Genomic DNA, 24,805 nt, shown 5'->3' on the forward strand with positions numbered 1-24,805 from the left:
GATTGGCGGCCGATGAGCGGGGCGGCGTGCTGCGAAAACAGCGGAACTGTGGATAGTTCGATTAGCTGTGGATAACGGAGTTCGCGCTGGGCTGAGGCTATTTGGCGGCTGTCGCATTTTCGGGGTCCGAGTCGCCATCCGAGTGCTGCTCGGAGGGCTGTCGGTACTGCTGCATCCCAGCCCAGGCGTCGGGGATGTAGCGGAGGCGTTCGGGGGTGAGGGTCCAGGTTGTGCGGACTGCGCGGCGGAAGAGGTCGAAGGCTAGTTGGTCGGCTCGGGACCAGGTCCAGCCGAGGATCTTTCGGGCCTCTGGGGGCATTGTGGCGTTGGAGATCCAGACGCCGATGGCCATGACGGGGTAGCGAATCAGGGGCCAGAGGGGAGCTGGGACGAAGGGTGGGGCGGGGACTTTGGCGGTGTGGATGTTGGCGGCGAAGTCTGTGGTGGTGTTGGATTCCAGGACTTCTTGCCACATGTGGGTCCAGTAGGACTTGTAGTTTTCGTAGTCGCCGAAGGCTGGGCGGTCGGACATGCCGTAGAGGCGCCACCAGGTTAGGCCCTCTGCTACCAGTTGGGCCTTCTCCGCCTCCGTGAACGGGGTGCCGAAAAATTCTTGGGTGGCGATGATGGATTCGTAGAAGGTTACGTGGGTCCACCAGAAGACTTCCGGGTCTAAGGCGTGGTAGCGGTTGCCCTGGGGGGCAACGCCTTTGATGGGTTTGTGGAAGTCCCGGACGGTTGTTGCCCTGGCTTCGGCGTCGGGCTGGTAGATCATGGCTTGGATGGGGGCTACCGAGCGGTCGAAGCGGTCCATGGGGTCGGTGAAGAAGTTGGAGTGTTCTTGGAGGGCGGCGTCAAGGACGGGGTGCATGTTTTGTAAGGTGCCGGCTCGGCCGAGGATCAGCATGGAGCGGATGTCGCCGAAGTGCTTCCAGGTCAGGGAGTTTGGGCCTAGGGGGAGGGAGACGTTCCAGCCTGGGTGCTTTTCGAACATCGCTGGTCCTAACGGGGTGGTTCGGTCAGGGTGGTCAGGCCTGGGGTGATCAGGGTGAGGGTGGTGTCGACCAGGGTGTCGAGGGGGACTTCGGGGTGGGTGAGCCACCAATTCGCCACGGCGACTACGGAAGATACGAGGATCGTGGACGCGATCTCGAGCTTGTGGGAGTCGTCCTTGCGCGTCGGCGGAGGACTCGCTGCAGCTGTCTCCGGCTTGCCTGCCGGAGATGACCGGGGTTCGCTGGCTGCGGTGAGCTGGGGTGTGCGGGCTGCAATGGGCCGAGATGTGCTGGCCTGGGCGCGTTGAAGGGTATTGGCCGCCGTGGGCTCGGGAGCGCTGGCTACGGGTGACCCGGGCGCGCTGGGTGGGGCTGGTTCGAGTGCCAGGAGGGTTCGTACGCCGTGTTCGGCCAGTTCGCGCAGGTGGGCGCTCACCTCGGCTACGTCCGGATCCGTTGCGGGGGTGAGGATCAGGCGGGAGGTCAGGGGGCGGTCGATCATGAACTCGAAATATGCGCGGAGTGCTGCGGACATGCGGTCGGGCGGGGCGGCATCGGTGCGGACGGCGACGGTGATGCGGGCTATCAGGGCCTCGGTCTCCGCGGTGAGCAGGTCTAGGACGAGCGCCTTTTTCGAGGCGAAGTGGTCGTAGAGGACTGGGCGGGTGACGCCGGCGGAAACGGCAATGTCGCGCATGGAGATTGCGTCGTAGCCGTTCGCGGAGAACAGGGTTCGGGCGGCTTCGAGGATCAGGGCGCGGCGCTCGTGGCCTTTCAGGCGGCGGACTGGATCTTGGTTAACCGACACATGTGTAGGTTAACGCGCCCGATCTCGGTCCGAGGAGGAATCGGTGGCAGATGGCCACGGATCAGTGCCAAGTGACGACGTTGTCGAGATCCTCACGGGTGGTGCGGAATCCGTTGACGACGTGGTGGGGGTCGGGGTAGCCGAAGGAGACGCCGGCGATGACTTGGCGGTGCTCCGGGATGTTGAAGTACTCGTGGAGGAAGGGGGAGTAGGAGGCCAGGGCGGCTTGGGGGGCGGTGGCTACGCCGAGGCTTTGGGCGGCTAGGAGGAAGGAGGTGAGGTAGAGGCCGCAGTCGACGGCGCCGTAGACGCCCAGGTCGGCTTCGGTGGTGAGGATGGCTACGTGGGGGGCGTCGAAAAGTTCGAAGTTGCGGACCATTTGGCGCATGGAGCCCTCGTGGTCGCCTCGGGCTACGCCGACCGCGGTGTACAGGGCTGCGCCGCATTCGCGGCGGCGGTCGCGGAAGACGCCGTTGTAGGCGGCGGGGAAGGGGAGGTCGGATTGTGTTGCGGTGCCGTTGATGTGGTCGAGCAGGGCCTTGCGGAAGCGGTCGGTGGAATCGGCTTCGGTGATGGCGAGCTGCCACGGTTGGGTGTTGCACCAGGAGGGGGTGCGCTGCGCCAGGGTGAGGATCTGTTCGATGGTGGCGCGGGGGACCGGGTCGGGGCTGAAGGCGCGGCAGGTATAGCGGTCCTCGAGAAGTGATTGCAGGGCGGTGTAGCGGTCGGTCTGGGCCGGGTCGGTGGTGGCGGCGCGGTTCGGCATGTCATCCCCTTCGGATCTGGTCTCGTTTTGAGACCGAAGCAACTTGGTCTCATATTAAGACCAGTTCGGTAGGATGGGAAGATGCGATACGAGGAGTTGGCCGACGAACCCTGTTCGATCACGCGGTCGCTGGTCGTACTCGGCGACCGGTGGACTCTGCTGGTGTTGAAGGCGGCCTTCTCCGGCGTGCGGCGGTTCAACGGGTTCCAGTCCTACCTCGGCATCTCCCGCAGCCGGTTGCAGGATCGACTGGATCGCCTGGTCGAGCATGGGATTCTGGTCAAACGGCCGGCGGCGGTGGGCGCGTACGAGGAGTACCGGCTCACGCCCAAGGGGCATGACGTGTACCCGATCCTGATGGCCTTCAAGGACTGGGGCGACGACTATATGGCCCCGGACGGCCCGCCCGTGCACTACCGGCACCGCGAATGCAGCGGCGAGGCGCACGTGCAGCTCACCTGTGATCACTGCGCCGCCGCGATCACCGCCCGCGAGGTCGCGCCCGAGCCCGGGCCGGGAATGCTGGCGGGAACCGTATAGTCGCTGCGGTGTCCAGCGTGTTTGTGCGTCCGGCCGAGGCGGCGGACGAGAAGTTTCTGTGGTCGATGCTCTTCGAAGCCTCGTACTCCCAGGAGCAGGGGAGGGTGTCCCCTGATGAGCTGCGGGCGGTGCCCTCACTCGCGCATTACGTCGAAGGTTGGGGCGCCGCAGGCGATCTCGGCACCATTGGCGAGGTCGACGGGGTGCCGCGAGGAGCCGCATGGCTGCGACTTTTCACCGGTGACAATGCCGCATACGGATATGTGGACGACGGCACGCCGGAACTGGCCATCGGTGTCGCGCCCGGAATGCGTGGCACCGGATTGGGCACGGCCCTCATGACCGCACTGCTCGATGCGGCGCGACCGCTGCACGATGCGGTGAGTCTGAGTGTGCGAGAAGAGAATCCGGCGCTGCGGCTCTACGAGCGATTGGGATTCGTCGCCGTGCCGAGTTCCGCGCATACGAACCCGGCGGGCAGCACCAGCGTGACGATGGTGCTGCGCTTCCGCTGATTACCCGCCTAGTTTGAACGCCAAGCGCCCCGGTGCGACATAGTCGTCCGGGTCGAGCAGCATGCGCAGCTCCGGCCCGTCCGGAATGCGCGCCAACTCGGCTTCCAGCGGCGCGCGGAAGGCCGCGCCACGTGCGGTGATCAGCGGGAACCAATTGTCATGATGGTTGGGCACGAACACCTTCGGGCGCAGCGCCTCGATATAACTCCGCGGGTCGCGCAGCCCGTTGGTGAATTGGTTGTAGCCCTGCACCGCGCCGACGTGCACATCGGACGCGGGCAGTGTGCGCAGCACCTCCAGTACCCCGGGAGCTTTGTCCAGCAGCGGCCCGGACGAGTCATGCCATGTGAGAGTGAAGTTTTCGGTGCGGAACTGGTAGAGCAGCACCCCACCCTCCGGATCGCCGAGCCGTCGCACCAGCTGTGCGGTATCGGCGAGAGTTGTTGGGTACCGGAGCATATCGCCGAGACCGGGGGTGGGTATCACGCGTGCACAGGCGTCGGGGCCTTCGTGCCTCGCGGTGCGGGCCGAATGAATGTGACGCACCGCGGTCACGGAAAGGCCCTCGGCGAGTTCGAAATCGTAGCGATCACCCGGCCTCGACGATGCGGAACCCAGTTCCTCGCAGTCGAATTCAGGTGAGTTGATCTGAGTGCGTGCCGTCGCGCAGTGTTCGGCCGTGCCGTACAACACCGCGCCACTGGCCTGCGCGATCGCCCCGGCATCCGCCGCATGGTCGAAATGCCCGTGGCCGATGAAGAGTGCGGCCGGACGCAGCGCCGCGACCTCCGCGGGCGTGGTCGGCACATAGCCGGAGGTCGCGCCGCGCGGCACCCACGCATCCAGCAGGAAGACCGTGCCGCCCAGGGCCACCGCGAAACTCGCGCAGCCGAACCAGGTGAGGATCGCCTGGTCCGCGCGCACCGCCCCGGTCTCGGAATCCACCGCGTCGGCGCCGAAGAAGCGCTGCCGCGCGGCAATGGTCTCGGCCAGCGTGGGCCGGGGCAGGTCGGGGGCGGCAAACCGTTCGGCGAGCCCGCTCAGGCCCCGGGTAATGGGATTGTTCGCCACCCGTATTCCTCACTTCGCACAGGGGCGGAATGCCCGCCGACCCGCATTCTTCCCGTCTCGGACAGCTCTGTCACCTAGCCCGACCGCACCGCACGCGTGCTGATCCCCGTGACCAGGCGTTCGAGTGGCCCACGGCCGAAGGTCGAGACCCAGATCGTCGCCGCCGCGACCGTGAATACCAGGAAGACCACCAGCAGCACATTGCCCTCGGACTCCGGTACGGAATCGCCGAGGATCCAGATGGCGACGATATGCGCCGCATACGCGGTGAGCGGGACGGAACCCACCGCCGCGATCGGAAACAGCAATGGCCGCAAGCGATCCACGGTGAAGAGCAGCGTTCCGAGTAGCACTAGACCGAATCCGAGTGATCCGGCGATTTCGAAGGTCGATCCCGAATGCGGTTCGGCCGTAAGGAGTTGCGCCCACTCCGAGGCTTCGGCATCAGCCTTGCCGCTCGCCAGCCAAGCCCCGCCGTAGCCGAGCAGCATGAGCCCGACACCGGTGGCGAGCATGCGAACGCGCACTGTCGTGGAGCCGAGATCACTGCGGCCCAGCGCGAGCCCGACGAGGGCGAAGGTCATCCACACCACGCCGGGGTAGTCGCCGAGCACGGCGAGATCGGTTATCTGTGCGCCGGAACAGGTTTCGGCAGAACTGTCGCAGCCGCCCGGAATCACCTGCGCCAGCCACACGGTCAGCGCGGGCGCGACAACCGCCCATCCCGCGGCCAGGAGCAGCAGCCTGCGCGGCGTCCACGTCAGGAACGGCAGGCAGCAGGCGAACAGCAGCGCATAGGTCTGCAGAATCACCGAGATATCGGTGCCGAGTGCGGTCAGCAGTCCGCCGATCGCGAACAATAGCAAGGCGCGCACCAGGATTCGCAGCCGCACCGCCACCAGCTGCTGCCCGCTCGGTGGTCGTTCCCGCCCACTCATCAAGGCGATGGATATGCCCGCGAGCGTGGCGAACAGTATCGAGGAGCGGCCGTTCGCAATCGACAGCCAGCTGCCCGGATCACCCCACGCCAGATCGCGGGTGACGCCGATATGGGCCACGATCATGCCGAGCACCGCCAGCCCGCGCGCGACATCGAGAGCCACCAGTCTCGCTGCCGCCGGCGCAGACGACTCCCTGGGTGACATGGTGAGCGTTGAGGTCATCCCCGCATGGTGCCCACCCGACCATGAGGAGATCGTGAGGCGCCCGGGAGGCAACGGTTCAGTGTGCGCTGGAGCACGATTCGGGTGCGCAATCGGTTGCCGAGACCTTGCCGTTGCAATGGGCAACCGGTCGGTGAATGTCGGAACGCGAACGTGACTAACTGGTAGGTGAATGTTCAGCCCTTTGTTAATCGCGTGGCGTTGCATCGATATCAGTGGTAGCTGAACGGAGGCTATCGAGAGGGCAATTGGGGGCCCACCATGTACACGGACGTGCATGCGGCCACGCAGGAATGCGGCGACCACAAATACACGATGCGGATCAGCAGGCTTGCCATAGACAAGCTCGGAATCCGGCTCTACGACAGGGTTTCGGCGGTGCTCGCCGAGCTCATCGCCAACTCCTACGATGCCGATGCCACCGAGGTGGAGGTGTCACTACCGTGGGGCGTCACGCTGGCCGGCACCGTCCGGGCCGCGGACGAACCCGCCTACGAGATCGTGGTGTCCGACAACGGACATGGCATGACCACCGACGAGATCAATGCGCACTATCTGATGGTCGGCTCGGATCGGCGCATTCGCACCGGGTCCGATCTGTCGCGGGAGCGGCGGCGGCCGGTCATGGGGCGCAAGGGAATCGGAAAGCTCGCGGCCTTCGGCATCTGCAGCACCATCGAGGTCATCACCGCGGGCAGTCATCCGGACGACTACACGCCGCTGGGCTGGCCGGTATCGCACCTGGTGATGGATCTCGGAGAGATGCTCTCGGACACCGAACGCGACTACTACCCGCAGCCGGGCCCGCTGGACGGCTCCTTCATGAGCAAGCGCGGCACCACCGTCATCCTGCGAAACTTCTTCCGCAAGAGGGTGAATAGCGGTACCGAGCTGAGCCGGCAATTGGCCTCGCGCTTCGGTATCGAGCGCTCGGATTGGCGGGTGCAGGTCCGCAATTGCATTGGGCAGGAGAGCTTCACGCTCAGTGACCTGCCGATCGATGTCATGGAGGACACCCGCATCGATCTGAGCCGGGTGCCGGTGCGCTTCGGGCACAAGTTCTTACCGGTCAGCGGTTGGATCGCGTACTCGAAACAGCCCTACCGCGATGAGGCGATGGCGGGTGTGCGCATCTACGCACGCGGCAAGATCGTCGCCCAGACAAGGGATTTCGGCATTCCCGCCGGGTTCACCGGTGAGTTCAAGCTGCGCTCCTATCTGGTCGGCGCCGTCCATGTGGACTGGCTCGACGATGAGGAGGACCTCGTCCGCTCCGATCGCCAGGACATTATGTGGAACTCCCCGCGCGGTGAGGCGCTCGCGCAGTGGGGGCAGGCCCTGATCAAGGAGATCGGCCGGGTCGGTGAGAAATCCATTCGCCGCCGGGTGTGGGAGGAGTTCGTCGAACGCTCCCGTATTCGCGAGACGCTGGAGGCGATCGCACCGGGGGACAGGCAGTTTCGCGATTCGGTGATCGAAGCCGCGCGAATCCTGGTGACGCACAAGGATCGTGCCTCGCTCGATGATCCGGCGCATATCGAGAATATGGTGCGCCTGGCATTGTCTCTGGGCCCGCAGCGCAGTCTGCTGGAAACGCTCCGGGAGATCGCGGAGGACGCCGAACCGGAGATGGATGTTGTTGTGGCACTGTTCGAACGGGCTCGGGTCGCCGAGGTCTACTCGCTCGGCCAGATCGCGAGTGAACGCGTCGCCGTGGTGGAGCGGCTGGGCGCCCTCATCGACGACCGCCGCTCCCTGGAACGCCCCTTCCAGGAACTGATCGAACGGGCGCCCTGGCTGCTCGCGCCGGAGTGGACCCCGCTGGGCATGAACGAATCGCTCAAACGCGTCCGCGCCAGTTTCGAACGCTGGTACGCACAGAAATTCGGGACCACACTGCTCACCTCCGCCATCGGCAGTGAGCGTCGCGAACCGGACTTCGTGCTGCTGCACGATTCGGGCGAACTGTGGATCGTGGAGATCAAGCGCATGGACTATCACCTCACCGACGAGGAGTACAACCGTGCCGTCAACTACCTCTACGAACTGGATCGCTTCCTCGATGAGAACCCGCGCATCGGCGCTCAATTCCCGCGCCGCAGACTGACTTTCATCGTGGACCACATCGACCGGCTCGGCCCCGCCGCGCTCTCGTCGCTGATGAGCGACCAGCGAGTGGACCGCCGCACCTGGCGTGAACTCCTGGACGCCACGCTCCGCGCCCACCGCGACTTCCTCGACCGCGTCTACTCCATGCGCGGATCCGACGAGGAAAACGGCGCCGCCCGCGCCGGATAGCCCTGTCCCGCATCGCACAGCCCCTGTCTCGCACCGCACGTCGCTTGTCTGCGCTTCACAGCGTGTGCAGGCGCTGTGTGATTCCGACGTAGGTTGTGCGGTCCAGTGACGCGGACTGTGCGGTACCGGGCGCCGGCGCGGACTGTGCGGCGCGGATGCGGGCTGTGTGATGTGCTGGTGCGCGGGTGGGTGCACGCGGCAATGGTTGCCGTGACACCATGGACCGCGGCGCGCGTGGGGACGTCGCCCAGGTTGTCCCGGCGGTCGACGAGGTTTGGGGATATTGGTGCACGGCACTGTGAAATGGTTCGACAGCGAGAAGGGCTTCGGCTTCATCAGCCCCGACGACGGTGGTCCCGATGTGTTCGTGGAGTACACCGCCGTCGAAGGCGCCGGCTTCCGGTCGCTCCTCGAGGGTCAGCGGGTCGAGTTCGAGGTGCGCCGGACCAAGCCGGGGCCCGAGGCCGTGATCGTGCGGGTCATCGCAGCAGCTGGCTTCTGAAGAAGTCGGCGGCCAGCGCCTGGGCGCGCTCGCGGTATGCCGGCTCGTTCCCGGTGAACTCCGCGGCGGCCCGCTCGAACTCGGCGGCGATGAACTCGGCGATCGGCGCGGGCACGCCTCCGCTACCCATTTCCCGGGTGCGCGATTTCAACTCCGTCAGTTCGGCCACCGATTCGACGAATTCGGTTGGCAATTCGCATTCGTCGAGCAGGGTTGGCAAATGCATGGGCGCCACTGCTTTATCGGAGTGTTCGTGCAGCCAGCGCAATGCCATGGCCGGGCGCAGCGAATAGAACACCTTCTTCAGCGACCGGCTCTCGTCGAATAGTCGCCACTGGCGGCCGCCCAGGTGCAGATAGTGCCGCGCGACCCGATCGCGATCGGCGACAGCGCCTGCGAGATCACGCAATTCCGCGAGGAATTGCGGATCTCCGCTGTACACGATCGGTGACATGACCCATTCGATCAGCACCGCGTTCCCGCGCACCAGCAGGCGCAGCGCCTTCACCAGATCCCAGCCGTTGACGTCGAGCAGGCCGATCAGCGGGGTCTCGATGACATCGCGGCCCGGCCAGGGCGTCAGATAGTCGTCCAGGTGGCCGACGTAGACGAACCGGCAGTCGTAGTCGGAGTCGGGAGACGGGAAACCCCAGGCCCGGCTGCCACTTTCGATGGCGAGCCGCACGGTGACGCGGTGTTCGCGCTCGATCCGGGCCAGTTCGCCGTCGATCGTCGCGACCACTGCCGGGTCCATGGAGGAGGGGATCGAGCGCAAGGTCATGGACGGTGACGGTAGCGGTGGAAGCGCCGCTGGTCCACGGGATTTCGGAGCCGTCATGCCCCCTGAAATAGGGGCGTGATTTGCCCGTTATAGGCGGGAATTCGCGGCGGATGTGATCTGGACCACCGACCAGTTGATCAGTGACCCCCATCACATACTGCTTATCCCCCGTAACGGGCGTGAAATGGCCGCCGATATGGTCAGCGTTCGAAGTTAATTTGAGATTCACGAGAGGTTATTCCATGATCCCCGTTATCATCGACACCGGTTCCGCTGCTCTCGACGGCCTGCTCAGCACCGGCTCCGCCGCGCTGCACGGCATCCTGAACACGCTGTTCACCGGCTCTTTCGGCGCGTAATTCCGCCGTCTCACAGCTAAAAGGCCGACCTCGGGTTTCGCAGCCCTGAGGTCGGCCTTTGTCTGTATTCGAAGACAATTCCACACCGAAGTATGCCCGGTCCTGTCGATCTGTGGCCCCCGTCGCACCGCGCCTCGATTGCGGATGAATTGCTGGTAGGAGCCGTTTTCGCTCGTTTCGACAGCGCTCACACCATGCCCTAGGTTGACCGATGTTCGGACGGTCGTCCAGGGCAAGTGATAGCTGCTGACAGCAGCTATCGGCCGTGCCCCGGGAAGTGTGGAGTGTTGATGATTCAGGATCTGTCGCCGTGCGACGGGCCTCGACTAAAGCGGCATCGATGAATGTCGATGCGCTGAAGGCCAGTTGGCGCCTCGTCGAACGTGCCGGTGACGAAGCCATCCAATACTTCTATGCGCACCTGTTTCTCGCGCATCCGGAGGTCCGGGACATGTTCCCGATCCGGATGACCACCCAGCGCAGCAAGTTCTTCGCGGCCCTCGGGCGCATTGTCAGCAATGTCGAAACCCTTGCCGCCGATCCGGAGTTCGTCGCCCAGCTGGGTCGCGACCACCGCCGCTTCGGTGCGATTGCCGCCCACTATCCGGCGGCCGGGGGATCGCTGCTGGCCACCCTGGCCCACTTCCACGGTCCCCGCTGGACCGAGGAACTCGCGCAGACCTGGACCGCCGCCTATCAGGCGGTCGCCGGAATCATGATCGCCGCGGCCGAGCATGCCGAACAGGTCGACGGTCAGCCCGCGTGGTGGGAGGCGGATATCGTCGCCACCGAGAAGCGCAGCATCGACGTCACCGTGCACACCGTGCGGCCGCTGCAGCCCTACACCTACGCGGCGGGTCAGTCGCTCGCCATCGAGATTCCGCAGCGCCCGCGGCTGTGGCGCTACTTCTCACCGGCCAACGCACCGCGAGCGGACGGCACCTTCGATATCCACGTGCAGGTCGTCGACGGCGGTGAGGTGAGTGCGACGTTCGCGCGATCCGTGCGGCCGGGTGACCGGATCCGGCTGGGTTCGCCGGTCGGCACCGCCTTCGTCATCCCGCCGCAGGCGGTCGACAATCTGCTGCTCATCGCGGGCGGATCCGGTCTCGCCCCGCTGCGGGCGGTGCTCGATCGTGTCGGTGCGGAAGTCGGGCACGGTGGTTACGCACCGCGTGTGCACCTGTTCCACGGTGTTCGCACCTCCTGGAACCTCTACGACCACGAGGCGCTGACCGCTCGCACCGAGCACCCGTGGTTCACCTACACCCCGGTGGTCTCCGAAGACCCCGGATTCCACGGCGTACAGGGCACGGTCGGCGCGGTGGCCGCGCGCGGTCGCGACCTGACCGGCGCCACCGCACTCGTCTGCGGTTCGCCGACCATGGTCGCCGCCACCGTTTCCGCGCTCACCGGCGCCGGAATGCCGCGGCACGCCATCAGATTCGAGACGTTCGGCCAGGCGCCGGCGTCCGACCACGCCGCCGGTTCGGCCGACGCGCAGCCCAGCTTCGACAAGGTTGGCCAATGGATGTGACACCCGAAGACATTCAATCCGCCCGGTTCAAGGGCGCACGGCTGGGACGCCGGGGATACGACGCGGACGATGTGGACCTGTTCCTCACCCATGTGCGCGCGACCGTGCTGCGGCTGGCTCGTGAGAACGGTCTGCTGACGCTCACCAGCAATTCCGAAGAACTGCTGCGACTGCAGCGGGAGAATCGGCAGCTGTCCGCGAAATGCGATGTGCTGCAAGGTCAGATGCAGACCATGTCCTCGGCGGGAGAGAAGGCCGAACTGCAGCGGCAACTGTCCAATGCCAATTGGGAGATTTCGCGGCTGCAGGACGAGATGGCCAAGGACGCACAGGGAATCAGCGCCCAGGCCGTCGATATCCTCAATCGCGCACAGCTCTCCGCGGATTCCATTATCGGCCAGGCCGAGGAGCATGCCCGCGATCTGATGCGGGTCGCGCGCGAGCAGCATCGCGAAATGCTGTACCAGGCAAGGGTATCCGGGTCCAATGGCGCCAATCGGTACACCGATCAGGCCGCCGAGGACCAGCGGTACGAACAGCTGCGCACCTATTCCGGACTGCTGCGCAGCCAATTGCAGGCCATGATCATGACGCTCTCGGTCGAGGTCGACAAGCTCGCACTACTGCCCATGCCCGGCGCTGCCGACGGCGCCGGGGAAATTGATCACGCAGGAAAGGGAAGTGGGGGATACCACGATGAATATCGAAGCGTTGCAGTCGAGTTGGAGCCAGGTCGGTGAGGTAGGTCCGGAGGCGGTGGCGTATTTCTATGCGCACCTGTTCGAGAACCACCCCGAGGTGCGGGGCATGTTCGCCGAAGATATGAGCGAACAGCGCGATCGCTTCCTGGCCGGACTCGGCGCGATCGTGACCAATGTCGAAACCCTCGCCGCCGACCCGTCTTTCGTGCAGCGGCTGGGGCAGCGGCATGCGCAGCTCGGTGTGGTGGCCGATCACTATCCGGTGGCCGGGGCCTCGCTGCTGGCCACTCTCGAGCATTTCCTCGGCGAGCAGTGGACTCCCGAGTTGGCGCAGACCTGGACCGCCGCCTACGGCGCTGTGGTCGAGATCATGCTGTCGGCGGAGGAAGCGGCGGCCTGATCACACCTGGTGAGCCGGTCTCGGAGTCGTTCCGAGACCGGCTTTCCGTGTGTAAACCTCGCCCACTAAGCTTGCGCCCGTAAATCCCGGATCCCTTTCCCGCAGGAGTACCCCACAGTGAGCCAAGCAGGCCGTCCTGTAGTTCTGATCGCCGACAAGCTCGCCCAGTCGACCGTCGACGCACTCGGTGACGGCGTCGAGGTTCGTTGGGTCGATGGCCCCAACCGCCCCGAGCTGCTCGCCGCTGTGCCCGAAGCCGATGCGCTACTGGTGCGTTCCGCGACCACCGTCGATGCCGAGGTGCTCGAGGCCGGCAAGAACCTGAAGATCGTCGCCCGCGCGGGCGTCGGCCTCGACAATGTCGATGTGCCGGCCGCCACCGAGCGGGGCGTCATGGTCGTCAACGCCCCCACCTCGAATATTCACACCGCCGCCGAGCACGCTGTCACGCTGCTGCTGGCCGCCGCGCGCCAGATTCCGGCCGCCGATGCCACGCTGCGCGAGCACACCTGGCAGCGCAGCAAGTTCAACGGTGTCGAGATCTTCGGCAAGACCGTCGGCGTCATCGGCCTGGGCCGCATCGGCCAGCTGTTCGCGCAGCGTCTCGCCGCCTTCGAGACCAAGATCGTCGCGTACGACCCCTACACCTCGCCGGCCCGCGCCGCCCAGCTCGGCATCGAACTGCTGACCCTGGACGAGGTGCTCGAGCGCGCCGACTTCATCTCCATCCACCTGCCGAAGACGCCCGAGACCAAGGGCATGCTGAACGCGGAGACGCTCGCCAAGACCAAGAAGGGCGTCATCATCGTCAATGCCGCCCGCGGCGGTCTGATCGATGAGCAGGCGCTCGCCGACGCCATTATCTCCGGCCACGTGCGCGCCGCCGGTCTCGATGTGTTCGAGACCGAACCCTGCACCGACAGCCCGCTTTTCGAGCTGCCGCAGGTGGTGGTGACCCCGCACCTGGGCGCCTCCACCTCCGAGGCGCAGGATCGCGCCGGCACCGATGTCGCCAAGTCCGTGCAGCTGGCCCTCGCGGGTGAGTTCGTGCCCGGCGCCGTGAACGTCACCGGCGGTTCGGTGACCGAAGAGGTCGCCCCGTGGCTGGAGATCGTCCGCAAGCAGGGCGCCCTGCTGGGTGCGCTCGCCTCCGAGCTGCCGGTCAGCCTCGAGGTCCAGGTGCGCGGTGAGCTGACTGCCAATGATGTTGCGGTGCTGGAGCTTTCGGCCCTGCGCGGCGTCTTCTCCGCCCTCATCGAAGATTCGGTCACCTTCGTCAACGCCCCGTCGCTGGCCAAGGAGCGCGGCCTCGAGGCCACCGTCACCACCGTGTCGGAGAGCCCCACCCACCGCAGCCTGGTCGATCTGCGCGCCGTGTTCGGCGACGGCAGCACCCTGAATGTGGCCGGCACCCTGACCGAGCCGCACCAGGTCCAGAAGATCGTGAACATCAACGGCCGCAATTACGATATGCGCGCCGAGGGCCTGAACCTGGCCGTGCTGGCGTACGACGACAAGCCGGGTCAGCTCGGCCGTCTCGCCACCAAGCTCGGCGAGGCCGGCATCGACATCCTGGCCGCGCAGCTGACCCAGGACCTCGATCAGGACGGCGCGACCGTCGTCCTGCGCGTCAACAAGGAGGTCCCCGCAGACGTCCAGGCCGCGATCGCCGAGGCCGTCGGCGCCGCGAAGGTCGCCCAGGTCGACCTGAGCTAGCCCGCCTCCCCGGACCTTCAGCGCCCGGCTGAGCGCCGTGGCCGGTTGCGCAGGCGTGCCGGCGGTCGGGTGCCGAACCGATTTTGGGGGTGCCCGGGGAGTTACCCGGGCCTCGCGAAATCAGTTGTCGCCGTTGCCACTGCGTCCCCTCCCATGGCCATGGGAGGGGACGCAGTGCTGTGTGCCGCCGATTTCGCCGTGTCGGCGCGAAGAGCGGGGTTTCCTCGGATCATTGATGAATGCGAGGGAAGACACCGCCTACGGACCCGCTCTCACCGCGTGAGCGCCGCAGGATGCTGATCGGTACCGCGGTCGTGACTGTGGTTCTTGCGGTGGGGGTGCTGATGTGGGCGCTGCTGGATCGTTCGCCCGATTACAGCCGCTCCGAAAATGGTTGTGTCACAGTGCAATCCGCCGGTCCGATGGGTGGTCAGCAGCAGCGGGCGTGCGGTGATCAGGCGCGGGCCTGGTGCCGGTCCGAGTACGCGAAGCAGGATGCGGCCGCGGTGCGGGTGCAGGAGCAGTGCAGGCTCGCCGGAATCCTGCCGTCCCAGTAGCTGAGAGCGGTTCGCCCTGGTGACAGGGGTTGTGGGACTACCCGCTATCGTGGCTGGCGGGCTCCTAGTGAGCCGCGGAAAGTGTCACGGGCGCATATTCGAACGGAGCAATGTTTCATGAAACTCGCTGTCATCCCGGGCGACGGAATCGGTCCCGAGGTCATTGCCGAGGCACTCAAGGTGCTCGATGTGGTGGTCCCCGGTGTGGAGAAGACCGAATACGACCTGGGCGCCAAGCGGTTCCATGCGACCGGTGAGATCCTGCCGGACAATGTGCTGCCGGAGCTGAAGCAGCACGACGCGATCCTGCTCGGCGCGATCGGCGATCCCTCGGTGCAGAGCGGTCTGCTCGAGCGCGGTCTGCTGCTGCGCACCCGGTTCGAGCTCGATCACCATGTGAACCTGCGCCCGTCCAAGCTGTACCCGGGCGTCACCAGCCCGCTGAGCGGTAATCCGGATATCGACTTCGTTGTCGTCCGCGAGGGCACCGAGGGTCCGTACACCGGCACCGGCGGCGCGATTCGCGTGAACACCCCGCACGAGGTCGCCACCGAGGTCTCCACCAATACCCGTTTCGGCGTCGAGCGCGTGGTGCGCTACGCCTTCGAGACCGCGCGTCAGCGTCGCAAGCATCTGACCCTGGTGCACAAGAACAATGTGCTGTCCTTCGCCGGTTCGCTGTGGACGCGCACCGTCAACGAGGTCGCCACCGAGTACCCGGACATCGAAACCGCGTACCAGCACATCGATGCCGCGACCATCCACATGGTCACCGATCCGGGCCGCTTCGATGTGATCGTCACCGACAACCTGTTCGGCGACATCATCACCGACCTCGCCGCCGCGGTGTCCGGTGGTATCGGCCTGGCCGCATCCGGCAATATCGACGCCTCGGGCGCCAATCCGTCGATGTTCGAGCCGGTGCACGGCAGCGCCCCCGATATCGCGGGCCAGTCCAAGGCCGATCCGACCGCCGCCATCCTGTCGGTCTCGCTGCTGCTGAACCACCTGGGCAAGACCGAGGAGGCCGCCCGCATCGAGGCCGCCGTCGCCAAGGATCTGGCCTCGCGCACCGCCCCCGCCTCGACCGTGGAGGTCGGCGACCGCATCGCCGCCGCACTCTGATCCGACATTTCGGCTTCGACATTTCGGCGGCCCCGCACCCCTTCCGGGATGCGGGGCCGCTGTCGTATGAGGCCGCTGTGAAGGCCGCTCAATCACCGAGGTGCACACCGTAATTACCGCCGAGTACGGTACTAACAGGGCGACTCGGACTGTCGATCATCGAAACCAACTGCGGCAGTGAGACATATCGCATTCATGCATTCGGATGCGAAAACGTAACGGGTGCAGCTCTTCCGGATTTGCCGGATATCAGCGGTTCGTTCCGGTCAGCGGGAATCCCTGGGCACCAAGGGGACTGCGGCCGCCGCAACCACCGCCGCCAGCACGTAGGTGATCGAGAAGCCGGAGACGCTGATGAGCGCGCCGAAGGTCGGGGCGACGGCGGCCATGGCCAGGTTCTGGCCGGTATTCTGGATGCCCAGGCCGCGCCCGGACCAGTAGGGGCCCGCGATCTCGGCCACCGCGGTGAAGGCCAGGCCGTTATCGCTCACGGTGATGACCGAGGCGGCCACCAGGATCGGCACCGCGGCCCACCACCAGTGCGCCCAGGAGGTTACGGCCAAGGCGCCCATGGAGATTGCGGCCGCGATGGCGACGGTGCGCAGCGGGCCCAGCCGGCTCGCGACCCGGTCCGACCAGATGCCCGCGCCGATACGTCCTCCCGCGCCCAGGATTTGGGTGACGGTGACCAGCACGCCCGCCGCCGCCAGCGACCAGCCCACATCGCGGTGCAGCCACAGCAGTGCGAAGGTCCACAGGGCGGCCTGCGGAATGCACAGCAGCACCGAGACGGCGTGAATGCGCCACAGTGTGGAATCGCCGCGATACGGATTCACGGGACGGCCTGTGTCCCCGGAGGATTCGGGCCGGGGCGGGTCGATGATGCCGAACAGGCAGGCGACGGCGGCGGCCCCCGCCATCGCCGCGGGTACCAGGATGGCGGTCGAGAAACCGTGTGCCGCAGCGACGGCCGGAATGGTCAGCGCGCCGATGGCGACGCCCAGCGGCTGTGCGGTCTGGCGAATGCCCATGGCCAAGCCGCGCTGATCCTTCGGGAACCAGCCGACGATGACCCGGCCGCTGGCGCCGTTCGTGCTGGCAGCGCCCATACCGCCGACGAACAGCAGCGCGCCCAGCGCGATGTAGTTCGTGACGGTGGCGGCGGCCACGCCCGCGACCAGCATCACCGCGGGACCGGCGACCAGCACCTTGTGCTCGCCGATGCGGTCGACCACATAGCCCCAGGCGATCAGCGTGCACACCAGGCCCAGGGTCGGCATGGCGACCAGCAGACCGGCGGTGGCCAGCGACAATCCGCGATCGGTCAAGGCGGGCAGCAGGAATGGCGTGCCGTTGATGAATACCGCGCTCGAACCCTGCGCGAAGACGCCGAGGCCCAGCATGCTCCACCGTCTGGCCGAACCGATCTGTGTCACGGTGGTCATGGCATTCACCTCGAGTCTCAATATGTGGGACGGTATTCTTATCTATTGAACATCGGCTCTTACCGTACACCTGCTGCCCCGGACTCATTTCGCGGCACGCTGTCGATTTGCTCACACCCTTTCCGGGCATTCGGCGGGGACGGAAATCTGCCCGAGTTATCTTGCGTACAAGGGCTTTCCACATTTTTCGCCACCCGATGCGAGGGCGGATGCCGCATCCTCGCGGTGGGCGGTCCGGTGGCGTGCCCGCGGGGCCGCCCACTTCCGCTCGTGTCCCGCGGTCGGGCGCGTTCGGGCAGGTGGAAGCCGGTCGATAGGATGCCAGCCATGCGCCTAGGTCGAGTTGCCAGCCCAGATGGGGTCGCTTTCGTCAGTATCGAAGGAGACGGCGGTGACGCCGTGGTCCGCGAGATCGCCGAACATCCGTTCGGCAATCCGACGTTCACCGGCCGCAGCTGGCCGCTCGCGGACGTGCGGCTGCTCGCGCCGATCCTCGCCAGCAAGGTGATCTGCATCGGCAAGAACTACGCGGCCCACGCCGCCGAAATGGGCGGACCGGCCCCGGCCGATCCGGTCATCTTCATGAAGCCCAATACCTCCATCATCGGCCCGAACGTGCCGATCATGTTGCCGCCCAGCTCCTCTCAGGTGGATTACGAGGGTGAGCTGGCCATCGTCATCGGCCGCCCCTGCAAGGACGTGCCCGCCGCCCGCGCGCATGAGGTGATCCTGGGTTACACGGTCGCCAACGACGTCACCGCCCGCGATCAGCAGCGCCACGACGGCCAGTGGACCCGCGCCAAGGGCTATGACACCTTCTGCCCGCTCGGCCCGTGGATCGAGACCTCGCTGGACCCTTCGGATCTGGAGATCGTCACCGAGCTCGACGGCGAGGTCAAACAGCGCAGCCGCACTTCACTTCTGCTGCACGATATTCCGAAGCTGATCGAATGGGTGACCACCGTGATGACGCTGCTGCCCGGCGATGTCATCCTCACCGGCACTCCCGAGGGTGTCGGCCCGATCCAGGCCGGTCAGAACGTGTCGGTGACCGTCGAAGGCATCGGCACCCTCACCAATCCCGTTGCCGCCAAGCGCTGATCGAGAGAGAGACATGACTGAAGTTCGGGTCCGATTCTGCCCGTCTCCCACCGGCACACCGCATGTCGGCCTGGTCCGGACCGCTCTGTTCAATTGGGCATACGCCCGCCACACCGGCGGCAAATTCGTCTTCCGTATCGAAGACACCGATGCCGCACGGGATTCCGAAGAGTCTTATCAGGCAATCCTGGATGCGCTGCGCTGGCTCGGCTTGACGTGGGACGAGGGCCCGGAAGTCGGCGGCCCGTACGGCCCGTACCGGCAATCACAGCGGCGTGACATTCATCTCGATGTGGTGGCGCGGCTATTGGCGGCGGGGGAGGCCTACGAATCCTTCTCCACCCCTGAGGAAGTCGAGGCCCGGCACAAGGCGGTAGGCCGCGATCCCAAACTCGGCTATGACAATTTCGATCGCGATCTGACGCCCGAGCAGATTGCCGCCTACCGGGCCGAGGGACGCCCGGCGGTCATCCGCCTGCGCATGCCCGCTCACGACCTCACCTGGCACGACCTGGTGCGCGGTGAGACCACCTTCCGGGCCGGCACGGTGCCGGACTTCGCGCTGACCCGCGGTAATGGCGATCCGCTCTATACGCTGGTAAACCCCGTAGACGACGCGCTGATGAAGATCACCCACGTGTTGCGGGGCGAGGATCTTTTGTCCTCCACACCGCGGCAAATCGCGCTCTATGAAGCCATGCAGCGTATCGGTGTAGCCGAGCGCACGCCGGAGTTCGGGCATCTTCCGTTTGTCATGGGACAGGGCAACAAGAAGCTCTCGAAGCGCGATCCGGAGTCGAATCTCTTCCATCACCGCGACCGCGGGTTCATTCCCGAGGGTTTGCTGAATTATCTGGCGCTGCTCGGCTGGAGCATCGCCGATGATCATGACGTCTTCTCCATGGCGGAGATGGTGGCGGCGTTCGATATCTCGAAAGTTAATTCGAACCCGGCGCGTTTCGACCAGAAGAAGGCCGATGCGCTGAACGCCGAACATATTCGGTTGCTGGAGTCGGGTGATTTCGCTCACCGACTGCGCGAGTACCTCACCGAAAACGGCCATATCGGCGCGGAGATCGATGAGAAGCTCTTCGCAACAGCCGCAGATTTGGTGCAGACCCGCATCGTGGTTCTCGGTGATTCATGGGATCTCTTGAAGTTCCTGTTCGTTCCCGCGGATGAGTTCGAGATCGACCCGGCGGCACGGGAAAAGAATCTCGGACCCGATGCGGTTCCGGTATTACAGGCGGCCGTGACGGCGCTGGATAGCATTTCCGAATGGACGGCCGCCGCACTCGAGGAGTCGCTCAAGGCGGCGCTGATCGACGAGCTCGGCCTGAAGCCGCGCAAGGCATTCGCACCCGTGCGGGTGGCGGTCACCGGATCGCACATCAGTCCGCCGCTGTACGAGTCGCTCGAACTGCTGGGCCGTCAGGTGTCCATGGATCGGCTGCGCAGTGCGCTGGCGGCTGGGTCTGCGTCCTGAGGATGGCTCGAAAGTGGCCCAAAACCGGCCTCTGACCAGCCGATTTGTATAACCCCGGTATCGGCCTGCTAATCTCTTCTCGGCTCGCAAAGCGGTCGGGAAGCTCCCCTGAGGAGCAGGCCGAATGCCTGGGTCATTGGGGTATGGTGTAATTGGCAACACAGCTGTTTCTGGTACAGCCATTCTAGGTTCGAGTCCTGGTACCCCAGCCGAGAGAGCTTCACGGCTCTCTTTTTAGTTGGAGATTCGGTGGCACTGCCACCACATAATTCACCAACAATCCTGGTCCCGTCGTCTAGCGGCCTAGGACGCCGCCCTCTCAAGGCGGTAGCGCGGGTTCAAATCCCGTCGGGACTACCACGCGAAGGGCCTCAGCCGATATGGCTGGGGCCCTTCGCTTTTGTCTCTGCCGGGCCGGCGCGACTAGTCCAGCGCGCCGGCGGTGCTGCCGCCCAGCGGGATCGCGGGCATGCCGAGTTTCCGGTGGTCCCAGCTGCGCACGCGCTCGGGCACGATGCGAATCGCGATGCGCTTGTTCAGCATCTGATCCACGAACGGCTTCATCTCTTCGCTGTAGGGCCCGGTGTAGCGCTCCCACACACTGATTCCGACCTGGAACAGCGCGTCGGCGTCCTCGATGATCTCCGCGCGGCCCTCGATCGAGAGCCCGCGCAGCTGGTCATAGGTATCGCCGGCCTCGACCAGCACGGTTACCCGCGGATCGCGGCGCAGATTCACGGCCTTCTGCGATTTGGCCTTGGTCTCGAACCAGATTTCGCCGTTGATCAGGCCGTACCACATGGCGGTCAGGTGCGGGGTGCCCGCGGGACCGAGGGTGGCGAGCGTGGCGATTCGACTGCGCTGCAGGAATTCCGCGATCTCCTGGTCGGACATCGTGATCTGAGCGCGTTGATTGACTCCCATCAGCCGACTGTAATTTACGGCGTATGAGCCGGGTCACAGCCCCTGTGCGCGGGGCTGCGCGATCCCACTGAGTGGTCACGCTGTAAGCCCGCGCTCACCCCTCGCTGTAGCCCCTCAAAATGCCGACGCCCCCACCCGGATTCCCGGCGAGGGCGTCAAAGCGGCTGTGCGAGGCCGTCAGAGGCGTTTGTGGAGGGCGTCCGCAGCCGCCACGAGGTCGGCGGCCCAGCGGGCGCCGGGCCGGCGGCCCATGCGATCGATGGGTCCGGAGACCGACACGGCCGCGATGACCGTGCCCCCGGCATCGCGCACCGGCGCGGACACACTGGCCACGCCCGCGGCGCGTTCGGCCGCGCTCTGCGCCCAGCCGCGGCGGCGCACCTCGGCGAGTGCGCGTTCGCCGAATACCGCCTCCGGCAGCACGGTCCGCTGCAATTCGGGATCGGCCCAGGCCAGCAGGACTTTGGCGGCCGAGCCGGCGGTCATGGGCATGCGCGCGCCGACCGGAACGGTGTCGCGCAACCCGGACGCCGGTTCCATCGAGGCCACGCAGACGCGGGCACTGCCGTCCCGGCGATAGAGCTGCACGCTCTCGCCGGTGATCTCGCGCAGGCGCGGCAGGATGGTGGCGGCCGCGTCCAGCAGCGGATCACTGGCGGTGGTAGCCAGTTCGGACAGGGCCGGGCCCGGCCGCCACAGCCCCTGGCTGTCACGGGCCAGCATCCGATGCGTCTCCAGGCCCACGGCCAGGCGATGGGCGGTGGCGCGGGGCAGGCCGGTACGGGCGCACAGGTCATTGAGGCCGCAGGGTTGCTCGGCGACGGCGTGCAGGACCGCCATGGCTTTGTCCAGAACACCGATACCGCTATGCTGTCTCATAGAACGATATTAGCGTCTCGCATGCTGGGAATTGCAAATAGGCTCCCGGCATCGGACCTTCCGGTCCAGCGCGGCGCACTCCCCGCGTCAACAGCCCGGACGCGGGTTATGTCCTATCGAGAGGTGATGGAGATATGGCCGATCGGCCACGCACTCTGGCGGAGAAGGTCTGGGAGCAGCACGTCGTCGTACAAGGCGACGGCGAAGGCGCGAACCGCGAACCGGACCTCATCTACATCGATCTGCACCTGGTGCACGAGGTGACCAGCCCGCAGGCCTTCGACGGCCTGCGCGCGGCCGGCCGCCCGGTGCGCCGCCCGGACCTCACCATCGCGACCGAGGACCACAATGTCCCGACCGTCGATATCGACAAGCCGATCGCCGACCCGATCTCGCGCCTGCAGGTGGAAACCCTGCGCCGCAACTGCGAGGAATTCGGTATCCGCCTGCACCCCATGGGCGATCTCGATCAGGGCATCGTGCACGTGGTCGGCCCGCAGCTGGGTCTGACCCAGCCGGGCACCACGGTGGTGTGCGGTGATTCGCACACCTCCACACACGGTGCATTCGGCGCGCTCGCAATGGGTATCGGCACCAGCGAGGTGGAACACGTGCTGGCGACACAGACTCTGTCGCTGCGCCCGTTCCGGACCATGGCCGTCAATATCGACGGCACGCTGCCGGACGGCGTCACCTCCAAGGACGTCATTCTCGCGGTCATCGCGCAGATCGGCACCGGCGGCGGCCAGGGCTATGTGCTGGAGTACCGCGGCGAGGCCGTGCGCGCCATGTCCATGGAGGCGCGGATGACCATGTGCAACATGTCGATCGAGGCGGGCGCCCGGGCCGGCATGGTCGCGCCGGACGAGATCACCTACGCCTTCCTGAAGGGCCGCCCGCACGCCCCCGAGGGCGCGGACTGGGATGCCGCCGTCGAGGCATGGGAAGCCCTGAAGACCGATGAGGGCGCGACTTTCGATACCGAGGTGCATATCGACGCCTCCACGCTGACCCCCTTCGTGACCTGGGGTACCAACCCGGGACAGGGCCTGCCGCTGGGTGACTCGGTGCCGGACCCGGAGCTGATCCACGACGAGAACGAGCGTCAGGCTGCCGAAAAAGCACTGCAGTACATGGACCTGACGCCGGGTATGGCGCTGCGAGATGTCTCTGTGGACACCGTTTTCGTGGGTTCCTGCACAAATGGCCGTATCGAGGATTTGCGCGCCGTTGCCGACGTTCTGAAGGGCCGCAAGGTCGCCGAGAGCGTTCGCATGCTGATTGTGCCGGGCTCCATGCGCGTGCGGTTGCAGGCGGAAAAGGAAGGCCTGGGCGAGATTTTCACCGCGGCGGGCGCGGAATGGCGGCAGGCGGGTTGCTCTATGTGCCTGGGCATGAACCCCGATCAGCTTTCGCCCGGTCAGCGTTGCGCTTCGACCTCGAACCGGAACTTCGAAGGGCGACAGGGCAAGGGCGCTCGGACGCATCTGGTGTCGCCGCTGGTCGCGGCCGCCACCGCGGTGCGCGGAACCCTGTCCTCACCGGCGGATCTGAACTGATTCAGCTCCCTACGGCCACATAGACATCAGGAGAATCACGATGGAAGCCTTCAAGGTCCACAAGGGGATCGGTGTCCCGTTTCGCCGGTCCAACGTCGATACCGATCAGATCATCCCCGCCGTCTACCTGAAGCGCGTTACCCGAACGGGTTTCGAGGACGGACTGTTCGCGGCATGGCGGTCGGATCCGAACTTCATTCTGAACGCCGAGCCCTACAACCGCGGCAGTGTGCTGGTCGCCGGTCCGGATTTCGGTACCGGTTCCTCACGCGAGCATGCCGTTTGGGCGCTGAAGGACTACGGCTTCCGGGTGGTGATCTCCTCGCGCTTCGCCGACATCTTCCGCGGAAACGCCGGTAAGGACGGGCTTCTGACGGCGCTGATGGCCCAGAGCGATGTGGAATTGCTCTGGAAGTTGCTCGAGGAACAGCCGGGTCTGGAATTGGAAACCGACCTCGAGGCGCGCACCGTCACGGCCGGAACCGTTGTGTTGCCGTTCAATATTGACGACTACACACGGTGGCGCCTGCTGGAAGGTCTGGACGACATCGGCCTCACTCTGCGGCGCCACGACGAGATCGACCAGTTCGAAAACGCAAGGCCGACTTGGAAACCCAGGACCATTCCGGCCCGTATTTCGCAGACGTAATCATTGGGGGGCGTTAGCTGAACGCCCCCAAACGCGGTAGCTGGTCGTGTGCCATCTCTCATCAAAATGGGTGTGGCAGATAGACTCTTGCCCAAAGAAGGTTTACCGTGGTACCTAGTCGGTCCGACGACGGGCCATTAGTCTGCGGAGGATTCAATGAACAAGGCGGAACTGATCGATGTTCTGACCGAGAAGTTGGGTACTGACAGGCGCACGGCAACTGCTGCAGTTGAGCAGATGGTCGACACGATCGTGCGTGCTGTGAACAAAGGTCAGAGTGTCACTATCACGGGATTCGGTGTCTTCGAACAGCGTAAGCGCGCCGCTCGCGTCGCTCGGAACCCGCGCACCGGTGAAACCGTCAAGGTGAAGCCGACTTCGGTGCCGGCCTTCCGTCCCGGTGCTCAGTTCAAGGCGATCATCGCCGGCAAGCAGAAGATCACCGCGAGCGGCCCGGCCGTGAAACGTGGTGTGGCTGCTCCGGTATCGGGTAAGCCCGGCGCCAAGAAGACCGCTGCCAAGAAGACGGCCAAGAAGGCCGCCACCAAGGCACCGGCGAAGACCACTGCCAAGAAGGCTGCCACCAAGGCTCCGGCCAAGAAGGCAACGGCCAAGAAGACAGTCGCAGCCAAGACGGTTGCGAAGAAGGCTCCGGCCAAGGTCACTGCGGCCAAGAAGGCTCCGGCCAAGAAGGCTGCCGTCAAGGCCAGCGCGGTCAAGAAGACCACCGCTGCCAAGAAGACGACCGCGAAGAAGGCTCCGGCCGCCAAGAAGACCGCGGCGAAGCGTACTGCCCGTCGCTGACGGGCTCGAACAGCCCGTCGCTGACGGGTTTTCGACGCAGCACCACATGTGAGACGGCCCGGCACTGCCGGGCCGTTTCGCATGACCGACCACGAAAAGGCCCTGAGGGCGGGAGAACCCGGCC

General features: G+C 65.7%; 24 protein-coding genes and 2 tRNA genes. 17 read left to right on the forward strand and 9 right to left on the reverse strand.

Going from position 1 to position 24,805, the window contains the following annotated elements; all coding sequences use genetic code 11:
- Window positions 1-97: 97 nt before the first annotated feature.
- From OG326_RS11960 to OG326_RS11970, 3 genes are all read right to left on the reverse strand, one after another.
- A complete protein-coding gene (locus OG326_RS11960) occupies window positions 98-994 on the reverse strand; it encodes an oxygenase MpaB family protein (RefSeq protein ID WP_327144702.1) in 897 nt (298 codons plus the stop codon).
- An 8-nt stretch (window positions 995-1,002) separates the two neighbouring features.
- The gene (locus OG326_RS11965) at window positions 1,003-1,803 is read right to left on the reverse strand and encodes a TetR/AcrR family transcriptional regulator (protein WP_327144703.1); all 801 of its coding nucleotides are present in this window, start codon (window positions 1,801-1,803) and stop codon (window positions 1,003-1,005) included.
- Between the two features lie 61 nt (window positions 1,804-1,864).
- A complete protein-coding gene (locus OG326_RS11970) occupies window positions 1,865-2,569 on the reverse strand; it encodes a nitroreductase (protein WP_327144704.1) in 705 nt (234 codons plus the stop codon).
- Between the two features lie 81 nt (window positions 2,570-2,650).
- On the opposite strand from OG326_RS11970, the gene OG326_RS11975 reads away from it, so the two are divergent.
- Both OG326_RS11975 and OG326_RS11980 read left to right on the forward strand, forming a co-directional pair.
- Complete coding sequence (locus OG326_RS11975) at window positions 2,651-3,109, forward strand: winged helix-turn-helix transcriptional regulator (RefSeq protein WP_327144705.1); 459 nt, start codon at window positions 2,651-2,653, stop codon at window positions 3,107-3,109.
- A gap of 8 nt (window positions 3,110-3,117) precedes the next feature.
- Window positions 3,118-3,624 carry a GNAT family N-acetyltransferase gene (locus OG326_RS11980; RefSeq protein ID WP_327144706.1) on the forward strand — a complete coding sequence of 169 codons (507 nt, stop codon included), beginning with the start codon at window positions 3,118-3,120 and terminating at the stop codon, window positions 3,622-3,624.
- Here OG326_RS11980 and OG326_RS11985 read toward each other — a convergent pair whose 3' ends face one another.
- Entirely contained in the window at window positions 3,625-4,695 is a 1,071-nt protein-coding gene (locus OG326_RS11985; protein ID WP_327144707.1) for an MBL fold metallo-hydrolase, read from the reverse strand.
- Window positions 4,696-4,769: 74 nt separating this feature from the next.
- A complete protein-coding gene (locus tag OG326_RS11990; RefSeq protein ID WP_327144708.1) occupies window positions 4,770-5,858 on the reverse strand; it encodes a DUF418 domain-containing protein in 1,089 nt (362 codons plus the stop codon).
- A gap of 261 nt (window positions 5,859-6,119) precedes the next feature.
- Between OG326_RS11990 and OG326_RS11995 the strand changes: the two genes are divergently transcribed.
- A complete protein-coding gene (locus OG326_RS11995) occupies window positions 6,120-8,156 on the forward strand; it encodes an ATP-binding protein (protein ID WP_327144709.1) in 2,037 nt (678 codons plus the stop codon).
- 283 nt (window positions 8,157-8,439) lie between these two features.
- Window positions 8,440-8,658: a cold-shock protein gene (locus OG326_RS12000; protein ID WP_327144710.1), complete on the forward strand. Its 219-nt coding sequence runs from the start codon at window positions 8,440-8,442 to the stop codon at window positions 8,656-8,658.
- On the opposite strand, the gene OG326_RS12005 is transcribed toward OG326_RS12000, so the two are convergent.
- Window positions 8,636-9,439 carry a nucleotidyltransferase domain-containing protein gene (locus tag OG326_RS12005; RefSeq protein ID WP_327144711.1) on the reverse strand — a complete coding sequence of 268 codons (804 nt, stop codon included), beginning with the start codon at window positions 9,437-9,439 and terminating at the stop codon, window positions 8,636-8,638. The genes OG326_RS12000 and OG326_RS12005 overlap by 23 nt on opposite strands.
- Window positions 9,440-10,138: 699 nt before the next feature.
- On the opposite strand from OG326_RS12005, the gene OG326_RS12010 reads away from it, so the two are divergent.
- The 6 genes from OG326_RS12010 (at window position 10,139) to OG326_RS12035 (ending at window position 15,834) form a co-directional block, all read left to right on the forward strand.
- Entirely contained in the window at window positions 10,139-11,335 is a 1,197-nt protein-coding gene (locus tag OG326_RS12010) for a globin domain-containing protein (RefSeq protein ID WP_327144712.1), read from the forward strand.
- On the forward strand, window positions 11,326-12,075 hold the full coding sequence (locus OG326_RS12015) for a DivIVA domain-containing protein (protein ID WP_327144713.1): 750 nt from the start codon (window positions 11,326-11,328) through the stop codon (window positions 12,073-12,075). Before OG326_RS12010 ends, OG326_RS12015 begins: the two co-directional genes overlap by 10 nt.
- Window positions 12,032-12,436, forward strand: a complete 405-nt coding sequence (locus OG326_RS12020) for a globin domain-containing protein (protein ID WP_327144714.1) — start codon at window positions 12,032-12,034, stop codon at window positions 12,434-12,436. The genes OG326_RS12015 and OG326_RS12020 overlap by 44 nt, the downstream gene beginning before the upstream one ends.
- A 117-nt stretch (window positions 12,437-12,553) precedes the next feature.
- The gene (serA, locus tag OG326_RS12025) at window positions 12,554-14,152 is read left to right on the forward strand and encodes a phosphoglycerate dehydrogenase (protein ID WP_327144715.1); all 1,599 of its coding nucleotides are present in this window, start codon (window positions 12,554-12,556) and stop codon (window positions 14,150-14,152) included.
- 239 nt (window positions 14,153-14,391) lie between these two features.
- Window positions 14,392-14,709: a hypothetical protein gene (locus OG326_RS12030; protein WP_327144716.1), complete on the forward strand. Its 318-nt coding sequence runs from the start codon at window positions 14,392-14,394 to the stop codon at window positions 14,707-14,709.
- Window positions 14,710-14,826: 117 nt separating this feature from the next.
- Window positions 14,827-15,834 (forward strand): 3-isopropylmalate dehydrogenase, encoded by a 1,008-nt coding sequence (locus OG326_RS12035; RefSeq protein WP_327144717.1) that lies wholly within the window; start codon window positions 14,827-14,829, stop codon window positions 15,832-15,834.
- 266 nt (window positions 15,835-16,100) lie between these two features.
- Here the strand turns inward: OG326_RS12035 and OG326_RS12040 are convergent, their stop codons facing one another.
- Window positions 16,101-17,279 carry an MFS transporter gene (locus OG326_RS12040; RefSeq protein WP_327144718.1) on the reverse strand — a complete coding sequence of 393 codons (1,179 nt, stop codon included), beginning with the start codon at window positions 17,277-17,279 and terminating at the stop codon, window positions 16,101-16,103.
- A gap of 327 nt (window positions 17,280-17,606) precedes the next feature.
- Here OG326_RS12040 and OG326_RS12045 point away from each other — a divergent pair, with 327 nt between their 5' ends.
- The 4 genes from OG326_RS12045 to OG326_RS12060 all read left to right on the forward strand — a co-directional run bounded on the left by OG326_RS12045 (window position 17,607) and on the right by OG326_RS12060 (window position 20,226).
- Window positions 17,607-18,380: a fumarylacetoacetate hydrolase family protein gene (locus tag OG326_RS12045; RefSeq protein ID WP_327144719.1), complete on the forward strand. Its 774-nt coding sequence runs from the start codon at window positions 17,607-17,609 to the stop codon at window positions 18,378-18,380.
- 13 nt (window positions 18,381-18,393) lie between these two features.
- Window positions 18,394-19,866, forward strand: coding sequence for a glutamate--tRNA ligase (gene gltX / locus OG326_RS12050; RefSeq protein WP_327144720.1), 1,473 nt, complete (start codon window positions 18,394-18,396; stop codon window positions 19,864-19,866).
- 137 nt (window positions 19,867-20,003) lie between these two features.
- Window positions 20,004-20,075: transfer RNA gene (locus OG326_RS12055), tRNA-Gln, on the forward strand.
- Between the two features lie 75 nt (window positions 20,076-20,150).
- Window positions 20,151-20,226: transfer RNA gene (locus OG326_RS12060), tRNA-Glu, on the forward strand.
- A gap of 63 nt (window positions 20,227-20,289) precedes the next feature.
- Here OG326_RS12060 and OG326_RS12065 read toward each other — a convergent pair.
- Together OG326_RS12065 and OG326_RS12070 are read right to left on the reverse strand one after the other, a co-directional pair.
- Window positions 20,290-20,790, reverse strand: a complete 501-nt coding sequence (locus OG326_RS12065; RefSeq protein WP_327144721.1) for a PPOX class F420-dependent oxidoreductase — start codon at window positions 20,788-20,790, stop codon at window positions 20,290-20,292.
- Between the two features lie 177 nt (window positions 20,791-20,967).
- Window positions 20,968-21,669 carry an IclR family transcriptional regulator gene (locus tag OG326_RS12070; protein WP_327144722.1) on the reverse strand — a complete coding sequence of 234 codons (702 nt, stop codon included), beginning with the start codon at window positions 21,667-21,669 and terminating at the stop codon, window positions 20,968-20,970.
- Between the two features lie 134 nt (window positions 21,670-21,803).
- Between OG326_RS12070 and leuC the strand changes: the two genes are divergently transcribed.
- From leuC to OG326_RS12085, 3 genes are all read left to right on the forward strand, one after another.
- The gene (gene leuC / locus OG326_RS12075; RefSeq protein ID WP_327144723.1) at window positions 21,804-23,228 is read left to right on the forward strand and encodes a 3-isopropylmalate dehydratase large subunit; all 1,425 of its coding nucleotides are present in this window, start codon (window positions 21,804-21,806) and stop codon (window positions 23,226-23,228) included.
- A gap of 40 nt (window positions 23,229-23,268) precedes the next feature.
- Window positions 23,269-23,877 (forward strand): 3-isopropylmalate dehydratase small subunit, encoded by a 609-nt coding sequence (leuD, locus tag OG326_RS12080; RefSeq protein WP_327144724.1) that lies wholly within the window; start codon window positions 23,269-23,271, stop codon window positions 23,875-23,877.
- Between the two features lie 156 nt (window positions 23,878-24,033).
- A complete protein-coding gene (locus OG326_RS12085) occupies window positions 24,034-24,681 on the forward strand; it encodes an HU family DNA-binding protein (protein ID WP_327144725.1) in 648 nt (215 codons plus the stop codon).
- The last annotated feature ends 124 nt before the right edge of the window (window positions 24,682-24,805 follow it).

Origin of the sequence: Nocardia sp. NBC_01327, from assembly GCF_035958815.1 — a bacterium.
Taxonomy (GTDB): Bacteria; Actinomycetota; Actinomycetes; order Mycobacteriales; family Mycobacteriaceae; genus Nocardia.

Excerpts from the sequence above, each read along its gene's own strand:
- OG326_RS11960 (WP_327144702.1), bottom strand. The coding sequence starts at position 994 with ATGTTCGAAAAGCACCCAGGCTGGAACGTCTCCCTCCCCCTAGGCCCA.
- OG326_RS11970 (WP_327144704.1), bottom strand. The coding sequence starts at position 2,569 with ATGCCGAACCGCGCCGCCACCACCGACCCGGCCCAGACCGACCGCTAC.
- OG326_RS11975 (WP_327144705.1), top strand. The coding sequence starts at position 2,651 with ATGCGATACGAGGAGTTGGCCGACGAACCCTGTTCGATCACGCGGTCG.
- OG326_RS11990 (WP_327144708.1), bottom strand. The coding sequence starts at position 5,858 with ATGACCTCAACGCTCACCATGTCACCCAGGGAGTCGTCTGCGCCGGCG.
- OG326_RS11995 (WP_327144709.1), top strand. The coding sequence starts at position 6,120 with ATGTACACGGACGTGCATGCGGCCACGCAGGAATGCGGCGACCACAAA.
- OG326_RS12005 (WP_327144711.1), bottom strand. The coding sequence starts at position 9,439 with ATGACCTTGCGCTCGATCCCCTCCTCCATGGACCCGGCAGTGGTCGCG.
- OG326_RS12010 (WP_327144712.1), top strand. The coding sequence starts at position 10,139 with ATGAATGTCGATGCGCTGAAGGCCAGTTGGCGCCTCGTCGAACGTGCC.
- OG326_RS12015 (WP_327144713.1), top strand. The coding sequence starts at position 11,326 with ATGGATGTGACACCCGAAGACATTCAATCCGCCCGGTTCAAGGGCGCA.
- OG326_RS12020 (WP_327144714.1), top strand. The coding sequence starts at position 12,032 with ATGAATATCGAAGCGTTGCAGTCGAGTTGGAGCCAGGTCGGTGAGGTA.
- OG326_RS12030 (WP_327144716.1), top strand. The coding sequence starts at position 14,392 with ATGCGAGGGAAGACACCGCCTACGGACCCGCTCTCACCGCGTGAGCGC.
- OG326_RS12035 (WP_327144717.1), top strand. The coding sequence starts at position 14,827 with ATGAAACTCGCTGTCATCCCGGGCGACGGAATCGGTCCCGAGGTCATT.
- OG326_RS12040 (WP_327144718.1), bottom strand. The coding sequence starts at position 17,279 with ATGACCACCGTGACACAGATCGGTTCGGCCAGACGGTGGAGCATGCTG.
- OG326_RS12045 (WP_327144719.1), top strand. The coding sequence starts at position 17,607 with ATGCGCCTAGGTCGAGTTGCCAGCCCAGATGGGGTCGCTTTCGTCAGT.
- gltX (WP_327144720.1), top strand. The coding sequence starts at position 18,394 with ATGACTGAAGTTCGGGTCCGATTCTGCCCGTCTCCCACCGGCACACCG.
- OG326_RS12065 (WP_327144721.1), bottom strand. The coding sequence starts at position 20,790 with ATGGGAGTCAATCAACGCGCTCAGATCACGATGTCCGACCAGGAGATC.
- OG326_RS12070 (WP_327144722.1), bottom strand. The coding sequence starts at position 21,669 with ATGAGACAGCATAGCGGTATCGGTGTTCTGGACAAAGCCATGGCGGTC.
- leuC (WP_327144723.1), top strand. The coding sequence starts at position 21,804 with ATGGCCGATCGGCCACGCACTCTGGCGGAGAAGGTCTGGGAGCAGCAC.
- leuD (WP_327144724.1), top strand. The coding sequence starts at position 23,269 with ATGGAAGCCTTCAAGGTCCACAAGGGGATCGGTGTCCCGTTTCGCCGG.
- OG326_RS12085 (WP_327144725.1), top strand. The coding sequence starts at position 24,034 with ATGAACAAGGCGGAACTGATCGATGTTCTGACCGAGAAGTTGGGTACT.